Annotated in this window: 13 protein-coding genes, 1 tRNA gene and 1 pseudogene; 4 read left to right on the top strand and 11 right to left on the bottom strand. The window is 62.8% G+C overall.

The window, feature by feature from the left end:
• Positions 1-27: 27 nt before the first annotated feature.
• The 7 genes from JQ574_RS08590 to JQ574_RS08560 all read right to left on the bottom strand — a co-directional run bounded on the left by JQ574_RS08590 (position 28) and on the right by JQ574_RS08560 (position 7,109).
• The gene (locus tag JQ574_RS08590) at positions 28-453 is read right to left on the bottom strand and encodes an Hsp20 family protein (protein ID WP_024584318.1); all 426 of its coding nucleotides are present in this window, start codon (positions 451-453) and stop codon (positions 28-30) included.
• A 244-nt stretch (positions 454-697) separates the two neighbouring features.
• Positions 698-1,789: a sn-glycerol-3-phosphate import ATP-binding protein UgpC gene (locus JQ574_RS08585; protein WP_212207440.1), complete on the bottom strand. Its 1,092-nt coding sequence runs from the start codon at positions 1,787-1,789 to the stop codon at positions 698-700.
• Between the two features lie 123 nt (positions 1,790-1,912).
• Entirely contained in the window at positions 1,913-2,761 is an 849-nt protein-coding gene (ugpE, locus tag JQ574_RS08580; protein WP_212207439.1) for a sn-glycerol-3-phosphate ABC transporter permease UgpE, read from the bottom strand.
• Positions 2,761-3,642 (bottom strand): sn-glycerol-3-phosphate ABC transporter permease UgpA, encoded by an 882-nt coding sequence (gene ugpA, locus JQ574_RS08575; RefSeq protein ID WP_212207438.1) that lies wholly within the window; start codon positions 3,640-3,642, stop codon positions 2,761-2,763. The genes ugpE and ugpA overlap by 1 nt, the downstream gene beginning before the upstream one ends.
• A gap of 75 nt (positions 3,643-3,717) precedes the next feature.
• On the bottom strand, positions 3,718-5,031 hold the full coding sequence (gene ugpB / locus JQ574_RS08570; RefSeq protein WP_212207437.1) for a sn-glycerol-3-phosphate ABC transporter substrate-binding protein UgpB: 1,314 nt from the start codon (positions 5,029-5,031) through the stop codon (positions 3,718-3,720).
• 297 nt (positions 5,032-5,328) lie between these two features.
• Entirely contained in the window at positions 5,329-6,531 is a 1,203-nt protein-coding gene (locus tag JQ574_RS08565) for a CaiB/BaiF CoA-transferase family protein (RefSeq protein ID WP_212207436.1), read from the bottom strand.
• A gap of 149 nt (positions 6,532-6,680) precedes the next feature.
• Positions 6,681-7,109 (bottom strand): organic hydroperoxide resistance protein, encoded by a 429-nt coding sequence (locus JQ574_RS08560; protein ID WP_212032001.1) that lies wholly within the window; start codon positions 7,107-7,109, stop codon positions 6,681-6,683.
• A gap of 163 nt (positions 7,110-7,272) precedes the next feature.
• Here JQ574_RS08560 and JQ574_RS08555 point away from each other — a divergent pair, with 163 nt between their 5' ends.
• Positions 7,273-7,728 carry a MarR family winged helix-turn-helix transcriptional regulator gene (locus JQ574_RS08555; protein WP_212207435.1) on the top strand — a complete coding sequence of 152 codons (456 nt, stop codon included), beginning with the start codon at positions 7,273-7,275 and terminating at the stop codon, positions 7,726-7,728.
• Between the two features lie 11 nt (positions 7,729-7,739).
• Here the strand turns inward: JQ574_RS08555 and JQ574_RS08550 are convergent.
• From JQ574_RS08550 to JQ574_RS08540, 3 genes and pseudogenes are all read right to left on the bottom strand, one after another.
• Positions 7,740-7,975: pseudogene (locus JQ574_RS08550) on the bottom strand (GIY-YIG nuclease family protein).
• A gap of 158 nt (positions 7,976-8,133) precedes the next feature.
• Positions 8,134-8,209 (bottom strand) — tRNA-Ala (locus JQ574_RS08545).
• A 65-nt stretch (positions 8,210-8,274) separates the two neighbouring features.
• Positions 8,275-8,694 (bottom strand): TIGR02300 family protein, encoded by a 420-nt coding sequence (locus tag JQ574_RS08540; protein ID WP_192736224.1) that lies wholly within the window; start codon positions 8,692-8,694, stop codon positions 8,275-8,277.
• 147 nt (positions 8,695-8,841) lie between these two features.
• On the opposite strand from JQ574_RS08540, the gene aroA reads away from it, so the two are divergent.
• Positions 8,842-10,194, top strand: a complete 1,353-nt coding sequence (gene aroA / locus JQ574_RS08535; RefSeq protein WP_212207434.1) for a 3-phosphoshikimate 1-carboxyvinyltransferase — start codon at positions 8,842-8,844, stop codon at positions 10,192-10,194.
• A 179-nt stretch (positions 10,195-10,373) separates the two neighbouring features.
• Entirely contained in the window at positions 10,374-11,003 is a 630-nt protein-coding gene (gene cmk, locus JQ574_RS08530) for a (d)CMP kinase (RefSeq protein ID WP_212207433.1), read from the top strand.
• 10 nt (positions 11,004-11,013) lie between these two features.
• Here the strand turns inward: cmk and JQ574_RS08525 are convergent, their stop codons facing one another.
• Positions 11,014-11,184 (bottom strand): hypothetical protein, encoded by a 171-nt coding sequence (locus JQ574_RS08525; RefSeq protein WP_212207432.1) that lies wholly within the window; start codon positions 11,182-11,184, stop codon positions 11,014-11,016.
• A 488-nt stretch (positions 11,185-11,672) separates the two neighbouring features.
• Here JQ574_RS08525 and rpsA point away from each other — a divergent pair, with 488 nt between their 5' ends.
• A complete protein-coding gene (rpsA, locus tag JQ574_RS08520) occupies positions 11,673-13,373 on the top strand; it encodes a 30S ribosomal protein S1 (protein ID WP_192736228.1) in 1,701 nt (566 codons plus the stop codon).
• Positions 13,374-13,630 lie beyond the last annotated feature (257 nt).

Below are 13,630 nucleotides of genomic sequence, written 5' to 3'. Positions count from 1 at the left end.
AAGCGGTCGAGTCCGCTCCTCGTTCCATTATTCGTGCTCATTGATAGCAATTGTCTTAATGACCCTTTCAGGTTCCGGCCTGGCAAGGTCGATCGACAACAGCCCGTTTTTCAGATCCGCGCCCAGCACCTGCATCCCCTCCGCCAGCACGAAGGTGCGCTGGAAGTGGCGCGCGGCGATGCCGCGATGGATGTATTGCCGGGCCTTGTCGTCCTGCTGACGGCCCCGGATCACCAGCTGGTTTTCCTCAATGGTCACATCGAGTTGGTCACGGGTAAACCCGGCGACCGCCAGCGTGATGCGCAAGCGTTCGGGTTGCCCATTGCTGCGGTCGCAGCGCTCGATGTTGTAGGGAGGATAGCCGTCGGCGCCTTTGACGACGCGATCGAGCGCACGCTCAATTTCGTCGAACCCAAGCAGGAACGGACTGGATAACGATGGAACACGAGACATTACAAAGTCCTCTCGAAGCGACTTTGAGGGGCCCTTGCGGCACCCCATTCGACCGGCCGGCGGGTTTGCTGACCGGTCAAACAGCAATATGGGGGTGATTTGGGGAGGGTTCAAGCCGCTCCAGGCGCTGCGTAAATCGGCCGCGCCGCCCTGTTTTCACGTCATTCCGGGGCGGTCCAAAGGACCGAACCCGGAATCTCGAGATTCCGGGTCTGTGCTAGCGCACCATCCCGGAATGACGGGATCAATCACCCACGCGCTTGCGGCCATCGGCGGTAAACAGATGCAGTTTGTCTGGTGGCGCCACCGCCCTGATTCGCTCGCCGATGGCGGGGCCGATGGCCCCGGGAATCCGAACGATCACCTCGCCGGGCGGCAGTTCGCCGGGGTTGGCAGCCACCGCCTGCGTCTCGTGTTGTCGGGCGCCGTAGATAAAGGTTTCCGCCCCCACGTGCTCGATCGCCTCGACGGTGAGGCCAAGTGCCACACCGCCGCCGACGGCCTCATTTGAGATGACGAAGTCTTCGGGACGGATTCCGAGGATGCTGGCCTCGTTGAGGCGGCTGTCGCCTGCCAGTTGCGATTTGAGTTCATCGGACCGCAGCGGCATCAGGTTCATCGGTGGCGCGCCGATGAAGGAGGCGACGAAGGTGGTCGCGGGCTTCTGATAGATGTCGAGCGGATTGCCGATCTGCTCGACCTCGCCGGCATTCATCACCACCAGGATGTCGGCCAGCGTCATCGCCTCGAGCTGGTCGTGGGTGACGTAAATCGCCGTCGTGGAGAGCCGGCGCTGCAGTTTGCGGATTTCGACGCGCATCGCGATGCGCAGCTTGGCGTCGAGGTTCGACAGCGGCTCGTCGAACAGAAACACTTTCGGTTGCCGCACGATCGCGCGCCCCATCGCCACACGCTGGCGCTGGCCGCCGGACAATTGCCGCGGCTTGCGGTCGAGCATGGCGCCGAGTTCGAGGATGCGCGCGGCTTCCTCGACGCGAGTCTTGATCTCGGGCTCGGGCATGCCGCGGTTGCGCAGGCCGTAGGCCATGTTGTTGTAGACGCTCATATGCGGGTAGAGCGCGTAGTTCTGGAACACCATCGCGATGTCGCGGTCGGCCGGCTCGATCTGGTTGACGATACGGCCGCCGATATCGATCTCGCCGCCGGTTATCGTCTCGAGCCCCGCGACCATCCGCAGCAGCGTGGACTTGCCGCAGCCGGAAGGGCCGACCAGCACGCAGAACTGGCCGTCGCCGACGTCAAATTCGATGCCCTTGATGGCTTCAAAGCCACCGGCATAGGTCTTGCGGACGTTGCGGAGGGTGACGCCGGCCATTGAGTTACCTTTGTTGGGGGCGAGTGGCGAATGGCGAGTAGCGAATAGGGAAGCGCAAAGTTACGCGCTCATAGCCTGACGTTCCATTCGCCATTCGCCACGCGCGATTCGCCACCCGCCTCTTCACTTTTCTGTTTCCACCAGTCCGCGCACGAACAGGCGCTGCATGAACACGACCACCGCGACCGGCGGCAGCATCGCGAGGATGGCGGTCGCCATCGCAAGCTGCCATTCGGCCAGCTCGTCGGTCGTGTACAGCATCTTCTTGATGCCGGTGACGATGGTCTGCATCGAATCCTGCGTGGTGATCAGCAGCGGCCACAGATACTGGTTCCAGCCATAGATGAACTGGATCACGAACAGCGCCGCGATCGTCGTTACCGACAGCGGCAGCAGCGTATCCCAGAAGAAGCGGAACGGACCCGCACCGTCGATCCGCGATGCTTCCAGCAATTCCTCAGGAACCGTCATGAAGAACTGCCGGAACAGCAGCGTTCCGGTGGCAGAAGCGATCAGCGGCATGATCAGTCCCGCATAGGTGTCGAGCATCTTGAGATCGGCGACCACCTTGTAGGTCGGATAGATGCGCACCTCGACCGGCAGCATCAGCGTGACGAAGATGATCCAGAATGCGGTCTTGCGGAACGGGAAGCGGAAATACACCACGGCGTAGGCCGACAGGATCGAGATGAAGATCTTGCCGACGGCAATGCCAATCGCCGAGATGAAGGAGTTGATCAGCATGTGCGCGACCGGCTCGCGGCTGGTCCGCGATCCGCCGACGAATATCGCGCGGTAGTAGTTTTCCAGCGCCTGGCTGCCGGGCGTCAGCGGCATGCTGCCGCCGACCACGGTCGCGGCGTCGTGGGTGGATGCGATCAGCGCCAGATAGACTGGAAAGGCGACGATGAAGACGCCGAGCGTCAGGATCGCGTAGGCGATGATGTCGTTGAGCGGGCGGTGCTCGACCATCAGTACTGCACCTTGCGCTCGACATATTTGAACTGGACCGCGGTGAGCGCGATCACGATCACCATCAGCACCACCGACTGCGCGGCCGAGCCGCCGAGATCGCCGCCGAGCCGTCCGTCGGCATAGACCTTGTAGACCATCGTGGTGGTGGCGCCGGCCGGGCCGCCGCCGGTGACGGCATCGATGATGCCGAAGGTATCGAAGAAGACGTAGACGACGTTGACGACCAGAAGGAAGAACGTGGTCGGCGACAGCAGCGGGAAGACGATGGTCCAGAACCGCCGCATCGGACCCGCGCCATCGATCGCGCCGGCTTCCAGCACGCTCTTGGGGATCGATTGCAGACCGGCCAGGAAGAACAGGAAATTATAGGAGATCTGCTTCCACACCGCGGCCATCACCACCAGGGTCATGGCGTGGTTGCCGTTGAGCAGCGGATTCCAGTCGAAATTCATCCAGCGCAGCGGCCGCGCCAGCGTGCCGAGCGAGGGATGGAACATGAAAATCCACAGCACGCCGGCGACCGCGGGGGCCACCGCATAGGGCCAGATCATCAGCGTCTTGTAGGTGCCCGCGGCTTTCAGGTTCTTGTCGGCCTGGGTTGCGAACAACAGCGCAATGGAAAGCGACAACGCCGCGACCAGCGACGAGAAGATCAGCGTCGTCAGCATCGACTTGTAATATTCAGGCTGGGCGAACAGCGACTGGTAATTTTCCAGTCCGACGAATTCGGACGTCAGACCAAACGCGTCCTCGCGCTTGAAGGATTGCAAGACCGCCTGGCTCGCCGGCCAGTAGAAGAATACGACTGTAATGATGAGCTGCGGCACCAACAGCAGATACGGCAACAGCTTGTTGTTGAAGACGACGGACTTTTCCATTCAGGACGCTGTGATGCCAGAGGTGCTCCCTCTCCGGATAGCGGAGAGGGAGTCTTCGTCGATACCATTTACACGTTATTTGGCCGTCTTTTCAAACGTCCGCAACATCGCGTTGCCGCGCGCCACGGCCGCGTCGAGTGCTTCCTGCGCGGTCTTCTTGCCCGCGAGGGCTGCCTCGATCTCCTCGGACCAAAGTTCGCGCATCTGCACCATGTTGCCGAAGCGCAGGCCGCGCGAGTTCTCGGTCGGCTCTTTGTTGGTGAGTTCTTTCAGCGGCGTCTGCAGAACGGGGTTTTTTTCGTAGAAGCCATCCGCCTTGGTTTTTTCGTAGGCGGCCTTGGTGATCGGCAGGTAGCCGGACTTCTGATGCAGGTCGGCCTGACGGTTGGTGTCGGACAGGAACGTGAAGAACTTGGCGACCCCCTTGTATTCTTCAGGCTTCTTGCCGCCCATCACCCACAGCGAAGCGCCGCCGATGATCGAGTTCTGCGGAGCGCCCGCGGCGTCGGGATAATAGGGCATCGGCGCCGAGGTGAAGTCGAATTTGGCGGTGCTTTTCGCGGTCCCGTAATAGCCCGAAGACGTCAGGAAAATCGCGCACTCGCCCGAAGCGAACCGGGCTTCGCCGCCGTTGGCACGGCCGGCATAATCGTAGGTTTTGTCTTTCTGCAGGTCGATCAGGTTCTGCAGGTGCTTGACGTGCAGCGGCGAGTTGAACTTCAGCTCGGTGTCGAAACCGTCGAGCCCGTTTGCCTTGGTGCCGATCGGCACGTTATGCCAGGCGGAAAATTGCTCGATATGGACCCATGACGCCCAGGCATTGGAAAAGCCGCAGGTCTCATGACCGGCCGCCTTCAGTTTCTTGGCGGCGGCGAACACTTCCGGCCAGGTTTTCGGGATCTCGGCGATGCCGGCCTTCTTCAGCTCATCATTGTTGATCCACATCACCGTCGATGACGAGTTGAAGGGAAACGACAGCATGTCTCCCTTGGAGGTCGAGTAGTAGCCCGTGATGGTTGGCAGGTAGGCCTTGGGATCGAACGGTTCTCCCGCGTCCTTCATCAGCTGATAGACCGGCTTGATGGCGCCGGTGGCGCTCATCATGGTCGCGGTGCCGACCTCGAACACCTGCATGATATGCGGTGCGGTGCCGGCGCGGAACGCGGCAATGCCGGCGTTCATGGTGTCGGCATAGCTGCCCTTGAAGGACGGCGTCACCTTATAGTCCGATTGGCTGGCGTTGAAGTCCGCGGCGAGCTTGTTGACGACGTCGTTGTTGGCGCCGGTCATGGCGTGCCACCACTGCAGCTCGGTCACGGCGTGGGCAGGCGAGGCGAGCGCAAGCGCGACGGTCACTGTCGCAGCCGCGCCGAATTGTCTAAAAGCCATGTAATTCCTCCAGGTTGGGTCGTCATCTTCGTTTCGCGCGATAGCAGCGCCGGATGACGTACAAATGACCGTATAAGCGAAAGCAGCGTATGGGGGAAGCGGGCGCCAAGGGAAGCCGGAAAATAGGCGGAGGCGGCTTGTTAGTTATCTCGTCGTCCCGGACAAGTGAGCGCAGCGAACGCGATCCGGGACCCATACGCCGCGGCGCGGATTTGACGGGCAGTATCAGCCGCCTTTGTTCACCGATGGGACAACGCGGTATGGGTCCCGGCCTTCGCCGGGACGACAATAGGGTTGTTACCGCTTCCGCTCCGACCCGCACACCACGCCCTTGGCGACCATCGCCTCGACCTCGCTTTTGGAGTAGCCGAACTCGCCCAGCACCTCGGCGGAGTGCTGGCTGAATTTCGGTGGTGTCCGGCGCAGGCTCGGTTTGGTTCGCTCCAGGCGGATCGGCGAGGCGACGCCCTTGTACCAGTCCTTCTCGATGACATCGCCGCGGTGAAGCGTGTGGGCGGCGGTCAGCGCCTGGTCGATCGACTGGACCGGGCCGGCCGGCAGGCCAGCCGCGAGCAGGCGGTCGCACAGCGGCGCGGCATCGTGCTGGCTGAACACCGCGGCGAGTTCGGCGCGCAGCGCATCGCGGTTGGCGATGCGGTCCTTGTTGCGGGCAAAGCGCGGATCGGTGCCGAGTTCGGGCTTGCCGATTTCCTTGGCGAGCTTGCGGAAGGTGCCGTCATTGCCGACGCCGATGAAGATGTTGTCGGTGCGGGTCGGAAAGATTGCGTAAGGCACGAGGTTGGGATGCTCGTTGCCGGTGAGACTCGGCGGCTTGCCATGCATGAAGTAGTTCGCGGTGTGCGGATGCATGATCGCAAGGCCGGTTTCATACAGCGTGGTCTCGAGGAACTGGCCGAGGCCCGAGCGCTGCCGCTCCGACAGCGCCATCAGGATGCCGATCGCGGCATAAAGCCCGGTGGTGATGTCGACGAGCGGAACGCCGATCCGCATCGGGCCGCTTTGCGGCGAACCGGTTGCGGCGATCATGCCGGTCATGGCCTGGATGATCGCGTCATAGCCCGGATTGCCGCCGCGCGGGCCGTCGCCGCCAAAGCCGGAAATGCGGCAATGCACGAGCTTTGGGAATTTCGCGCGCAGCACGTCGTTGCCGATGCCCCATTTGTCGAGCGTGCCCGGCTTGAAATTCTCGATCAGGACGTCGGCGGTCTCCAGCATCTTCAACAACACGGCGCGGCCGCCCTCGGAGGCGAGGTCGAGGCCGATCGAACGCTTGTTGCGGTTGATGCCGACAAAATAGGCCGCGTCCTCCTCATGGAACGGAGGACCCCAGTCGCGCACCTCGTCACCGGCGGGCGGCTCGACCTTGATCACGTCGGCGCCGTGGTCGGCGAGGATCTGCGTGCAATAGGGGCCGCCGAGCACGCGCGTGAGATCGATCACGCGCAGGCCGGTCATCGCGCCGGGAGCCGGAGAACTCATGGAAAGAACCTTCGCTCATGTAATGGAATTCCTGAGCTAGCGGTCTTCGGGCGCGGCGGCAATGCCCGCGCGCGCACAGGCGCATGCGGAGACAGAAGGCGCGCGAAAACGGCCCGCGGCTTGTTGCAGCGGGCCGTTCGACGCGGTCGTTACACCACGGTCAGACGCACATCCACATTGCCGCGGGTGGCGTTGGAATACGGGCAAACCTGGTGGGCCTTCTGGACCAGTGCTTCGGCGTCGGCGCGGGCAAGGCCGGGCAGGGAAACGGCGAGGTCGATATCAAGGCCGAAGCCGCCTTCCGAGCGCGGGCCGATGCCGACGGTGGAGGTCACGGAGGCGTCCGCGGGCACCTTCACGCCGCCGCCCTGAGCCGCAACCGCCTTCATCGCGCCGATGAAACAGGCGGCATAGCCGGCCGCAAACAGCTGTTCGGGATTGTTGCCGGCGCCACCGCCGCCGCCGAGCTCCTTCGGGGTCGCAAGCTTGACGCTGAAGGCGCCGTCAGCTGTCGAGGCGGTACCGTCGCGCCCGCCGGTGGCCGTTGCGGTGGTCTTGTAGAGGACTTTCACGGACATGTTGGTCTCCCTTGGGTTTAGTTTTCGATGGTTGTCGTATTGCACACAATTAGATTGTGCACAATAGAAAAAATGAAGGGGTCCGCAATTTAATTGTATGCAATTGATTAGGCTCGTCCGCGGCCCTAAATGATCACGGGCGTCCCCACTTGGCGAGGTGCAAATGGCTAGGAAACCGGCGGTCGACCCGCTGCTGCTCGGCAATCAGATCTGTTTTGCGGTGTATTCCACGGCGCACGCGTTCAATCGCGTCTACAAGCCCCTGCTCGAAAAACTGGGGCTGACCTATCCGCAATATCTCGTGATGATGGTGCTGTGGGAACGTGACGGCGTGCCCGTCAAGGACATCGGCGAGAAGCTGTTCCTCGATTCCGGCACGCTGACCCCGCTCCTGAAGCGGATGGAGGCTGCCGAATTGATCCGGCGCACGCGCAGCACCGAGGACGAGCGCCAGGTCCTGATCGCACTGACGCCGAAAGGCCAGGCGCTGCGGGAAAAAGCCAGGGCGGTACCGCAGGGTATTCTGGCGAGCTCGGCGTGCTCGGTGGGGGAACTGGTGGCGATGAAGAACGAATTGCTCGCGCTGCGCGACAAGCTGAACGCGGCGTTGGGGGAGTAGGGGGCGGGCGGTTAGAGCCGCTTCTTGGCGAAGGCCCGGCCGGAAGGAGACTTCAAATACTTTTCGAATGCGATGGCCTGCGCTTCGTTGCTGAACGCCACGTAAGTCTTGATTCGCCAAGGTCCGTATTTTGAAGTGTGTGGGACCCGCCAGCGTTGTGCTTTGCCAATCGGGCCCGCAGGTCGTCGGTAATGCCGACGTAGAAGTGCTCGGAATCAAGGCTTTCCAGGATGTAGACGTACTTCATGGGGGACCCTCGGCATGTCGCGGAAAGCACGTTGCGCCATTTGGCCTGCCTTAGCCCGCCTTCGCCCTGCGGGCTACGGCGCGGCAGCCTTCGCTAGCTTCGCTACGATAGGCCACGGGGTGGCTTGCCCAGCCGAAGCTCGCGAAGCGAGCGAAGGCTGGTGGAGCCAGGCGGGATCGAACCGCCGACCTCTTGCATGCCATGCAAGCGCTCTCCCAGCTGAGCTATGGCCCCTTAACCGATCCGCGCGCCTTGGGCGACGTGCGAGCATGACCCTGAACCACAGTTCAGGGCCGATCTCAAGTCTCTTCGTCGCCGCCGACGTCACCAATGATGTCGGTGACGTCCTCATCGCCTTCTTCCTCGTCGGGAATGAAGGTCGAATCGTCGTCTTCGTCGCCCTCGATGGTCTCGTCGATTTCGATGTCGTCTTCCGATTCGGGAACGACGGCCTTGACCTTGCCGGTGTTCTCCTCGGCATCGGCCTCTTCGAGCGAGACCAATTCCTCGGCCTCGGCCGGTTCCGGCGCATCGGCAGCGGCGCTCGCTGCGGCGGCAGCGCGTGCGGCATCACCGCGGGCGGCCCGGGGCGGCGCAATCGGCGCAATCGGCACGACCTCACCGGTATAGGGTGAGATCACCGGCGACTTGTTCAGGTCATAGAACTTCTTACCCGTCGTCGGGCAAATGCGTTTGGTTCCGAGATCGGATTTGGCCACGTGTGGAGTCCTGGGAATTTCTGAAAAACGGTGCTTCACTTGGCTAGTTGCTAGGCCGCTGTCAATAGCGGTTTGCGCGCATGAGACGGCCGCGTGACGCTGGCTTGCCTATGTGATACCTGCCGCCCTGCGCGAGAGGACACAATCTTGACCCATTCAGACCGGCTTGCAGCCCACCCGACCCCGCTGGAATCCCGCTCCAGCGGTTCCCTGACCGGTAAAGTACGGGTTCCCGGCGACAAGTCGATATCGCACCGGGCCCTGATTCTGGGGGCGCTTTCGGTCGGCCAGACCACGATTTCCGGCCTGCTTGAGGGCGAGGACGTGCTCAATACGGCGAAATCGATGCAGGCGCTGGGCGCCAAGGTCGAACGAACCGGGCCGTTCGCCTGGCAGGTGAGGGGCGTCGGGGTGGCAGGATTCGCCCAACCCGCAAGCCCGCTCGATTTCGGCAATTCCGGCACCGGTTGCCGGCTGGTGATGGGGGCGGTGGCCGGCTGCCCGATTTCGGCGGTTTTCGACGGCGATGCCTCGTTGCGTTCGCGGCCGATGCGGCGGATCCTCGATCCCCTGGAATTGATGGGCGCCAGGACCGGCGAGGCCAAGGAAGGCGGTCGCCTGCCGCTGACGCTGTATGGCGCCCGCGATCCCGTGCCGATCCTGTACCGGACGCCGGTAGCCTCCGCCCAGATCAAATCGGCGGTACTGCTGGCGGGCCTCGCTGCGCCGGGTGTCACGACCGTGATCGAGCAGGAGGCGAGTCGCGACCATACCGAACTGATGCTGAAGCATTTTGGCGCGCAGATCGTCTCGACCAACGAAGGCAGCCATGGCCGCAAGATCGCGCTCACCGGCCAGCCCGAACTGCACGGCGCCGATGTCGTGGTGCCCGCCGATCCTTCGTCCGCAGCGTTCCCGATCGTCGCGGCGCTGATCGTCGAGGGCTCCGACATCGTCTTCTCCGACGTCATGACCAATCCGCTGCGCACCGGCCTGTTCACGACCTTGCGCGAGATGGGCGCCTCGATCGAGGAGAGCGACGTGCGCGGCGACGCCGGCGAGCCGATGGCCACCTTGCGCGTGCGGGCCTCAAAACTACGCGGTGTCGAAGTGCCGCCGGAGCGCGCGCCCTCGATGATCGACGAATATCTGGTGCTCGCGGTGGCGGCCGCGTTTGCCGAAGGCACCACCATCATGCGCGGCCTGCAGGAGCTGCGCGTCAAGGAATCCGATCGTCTGGAGGCGACCGCCGAGATGCTGCGCGTCAATGGCGTCAAGGTCGAGGTCGCCGGCGACGATCTGATCGTCGAAGGCCGGGGGCACGTGCCCGGCGGCGGCCTCGTCGCCACCCACATGGATCATCGCATCGCGATGTCGGCGCTGGTGATGGGGCTTGCCGCCGACAAGCCGGTCAAGATCGACGACACCAGCTTCATTGCCACCAGCTTTCCGGATTTCATTCCAATGATGCGCGGGCTCGGGGCGGAGTTTTCCAGTTGAACGCGATTGAGTGGAGGGACGTGGTGCGCCCAAACACGCTAGCCGAGGCCATCGAAAGAATTAGAATGGGGGCTTCGCGAGACGCAGCGTTAGCTGAATTCGCGTCCCGCAACATTTTTACCGAGGAACGGCCTCTGCGACGGGCGCGCGGTCTCCAATCACCTTAGACACAGGCTCTCATGATCATCGCCATCGACGGACCCGCCGCCTCGGGCAAGGGCACGCTGGGCAAGCGGCTCGCGCAGCACTACGGCTATCGCCACCTCGACACCGGCGTGATCTATCGCGCCGTGGCCAAAATGCTGCTGGACCAGGGCTTTGATCTCACCGATGAAGCCCGCGCCGTCGCCGCCGCGATGGCGCTCGATCCGGAAAAATTCGGCCATCCCGAACTGAAGTCGCAGCGGATCGGCGATGCCGCTTCGGTGGTGTCAGCCATTGCCACGGTGCGTGAAGCGTTGGTCAGCTTTCAGCGCCAGTTCGCGGCCGATCCGCCTGGCGCGGTGCTCGACGGGCGCGACATCGGCACCGTGATCTGCCCGCATGCGGACGTGAAAATTTTCGTCGTCGCCGACCCGAAGGTGCGGGCGCACCGCCGCACGCTGGAAGCGCTCGCGCGGGGTGAAGCGGCGGATGAAGCGCTGGTGCTGGCCGATATTCTCAAGCGTGACGAGCGGGACCGCAATCGCGCCGCAGCCCCGCTGAAGGCGGCCGCCGACGCCCATATCCTGGACAATTCCAATCTCGATATCGAAGGCGGCGTTCGCGCCGCGATCGCGATCGTCGAGGCGGTCCGCGCCAGGCGGTGAAGTCTTCGGTTCAGTTCTTCGAGCGGTCGCGGTCGAACGGCAATCGCTGTTCGGCCATCAGGACGGGCTTTGATTTGGCCGCGGCAACCGCCGTGTTGGTCGCAAAATAGGCCGGCTTGCCGGCAACGGCCGTAGCGACGGTAAAGACGGCGATGGCGGTCATCGCGATCAGGCTCTTCATGGTGGCACTCCCCCTGTTTTGAATCGTGCCATCGTTGGGGGCGGCGCTTAAGGCCGGGTTCCATTGCGCCGGACACCGCGGGCCTTTTGCGTCATGCGGTGAACAAGGCGTTGAAAACATGGGCCCATGGCGAGCCTCCGCCAGCCTTAAAGCCCCGCAAATCGGGCATTTCCGCTTGCCGAAAAGACCCCTTGGGGCTATATCACCGGCCATCCGGGCCGCCATCGATAAGATCAGGGCTGTCCGAGCGGGCCGGCAGGCGGTTTGAGCCCCTGCCGTCATTGGAGGAAAGCCCGCTCCAGGTTCTTGAAGTCGATACGCTTCGAGGCTCCGGATAAATCAACGTACCGAACGTGCAGGCATGCTGCCGGCCCGCTATTTGCGATTTCCCGCAAACGGCGGTCGTTAGGGTTTGCGGACCCCTGACACTTCACGCGCGATACGCCCCTTAACCCGAATGGCCGGCGATACCCGCATCTGGAGAACAAATGGCTTCGACTGCTGCTTCTTATAATCCTACCCGCGACGATTTCGCTGCGATGCTGGACGAGTCCTTCGCCGGCGGCAATTTGCAGGAAAGCTCCGTCATCAAGGGCAAGGTAGTTGCAATTGAAAAGGACATGGCCGTCATCGACGTCGGCCTGAAGACCGAAGGCCGCGTGGCGCTGCGTGAGTTCGCAGGACCCGGCCGCGACAGCGAACTCAAGGTTGGCGACGAAGTCGAGGTGTTCCTCGACCGGATCGAGAATGCGCTCGGCGAAGCCGTGCTGTCGCGCGACAAGGCGCGCCGCGAGGAGAGCTGGGGCAAGCTCGAGAAGGCCTTCAACAACAACGAGAAGGTTCACGGCGTCATCTTCAACCAGGTCAAGGGCGGCTTCACCGTCGATCTCGACGGCGCGGTGGCCTTCCTGCCGCGTTCGCAGGTCGACATCCGCCCGATCCGCGACGTCGCGCCGCTGATGAACAATTCGCAGCCGTTCCAGATCCTCAAGATGGATCGCCGCCGCGGCAACATCGTGGTGTCGCGCCGCACGGTTCTCGAAGAGACCCGCGCCGAGCAGCGCCAGGAGCTGGTGCAGAACCTCGAAGAGGGCCAGGTGATCGACGGCGTGGTCAAGAACATAACCGATTACGGTGCGTTCGTTGATCTCGGCGGCATCGACGGCCTCTTGCACGTCACCGATATCGCCTGGCGCCGGGTCAATCACCCGACCGAGGTGCTCACCATCGGCCAGACCGTCAAGGTCAAGATCATCAAGATCAACCACGAGACCCACCGTATCTCGCTCGGCATGAAGCAGCTGCTGGACGATCCGTGGCAGGGCATCGAGGCGAAGTACCCGCTGAACGCGCGCTTCACCGGCCGTGTCACCAACATCACCGACTACGGCGCGTTCGTCGAACTGGAGCCGGGCATCGAAGGCCTGATCCACGTTTCGGAAATGTCGTGGACCAAGAAGAACATGCACCCCGGCAAGATCGTTTCGACCTCGCAGGAAGTCGAAGTGCAGGTTCTCGAGGTGGATTCGGTCAAGCGCCGCATCTCGCTCGGCCTCAAGCAGACCATGCGCAACCCCTGGGAGGTCTTCGTCGAGAAGTTCCCGGTCGGTGCGACCGTCGAAGGCGAGGTCAAGAACAAGACCGAGTTCGGTCTGTTCCTCGGTCTCGACGGCGACGTCGATGGCATGGTCCATCTCTCCGACCTCGACTGGAAGCTTCCGGGCGAGCAGGTGATCGACAACTTCAAGAAGGGCGACATGGTCAAGGCCGTGGTGCTCGACGTCGATGTCGAAAAGGAGCGCATCTCGCTCGGCGTCAAGCAGCTCGAAGGCGACCCCTTCGCAGAGCCTGGCGACGTCAAGAAGGGCGCGGTCGTGACCTGCGAAGTGCTCGAAGTGAAGGAAGCCGGCATCGAGGTGAAGATCTCGGGGACCGATTTCTCCACCTTCATCAAGCGATCGGAACTCGCCCGCGACCGCAACGATCAGCGCGCCGAGCGTTTCGCCGTCGGCGAGAAGGTCGATGCCCGCGTGATCCAGTTCGACAAGAAGGCCCGCAAGGTGCAGGTCTCGATCAAGGCGCTGGAAGTTGCCGAAGAGAAGGAAGCCATCGCGCAGTACGGTTCCTCCGATTCGGGAGCGACGCTGGGCGACATTCTCGGCACCGCGCTCAAGAACCGCGACAAGTAAGCACAGCTTCCCTGTTCGCAAAGACCAAGGCCCCGGTTTCGACCGGGGCCTTTTTTGTCTCACCGCTGTCGTCCCGGCCTTGAGCCGGGACCCATAGCCAAAGGATGGTGTGGTACGAAAGTTGGAGCTCCAGCCAGGTGCGACAATCGAGATCGGTGGTTATGGGTCCCGGCCTTCGCCCTAGGGCATGCACACATGTCTGAGGCTCCATCCTGCGGCGGCGGCGTGGAAGTATTCGAGGCCGTGCTTCATGGTGA

Source organism: Bradyrhizobium sp. AUGA SZCCT0158 (assembly GCF_018130065.1).
GTDB lineage: Bacteria > Pseudomonadota > Alphaproteobacteria > Rhizobiales > Xanthobacteraceae > Bradyrhizobium.
The sequence above is the reverse complement of the archived record's forward strand: the minus strand, read 5'-3'. Positions and strand labels throughout refer to the sequence as shown.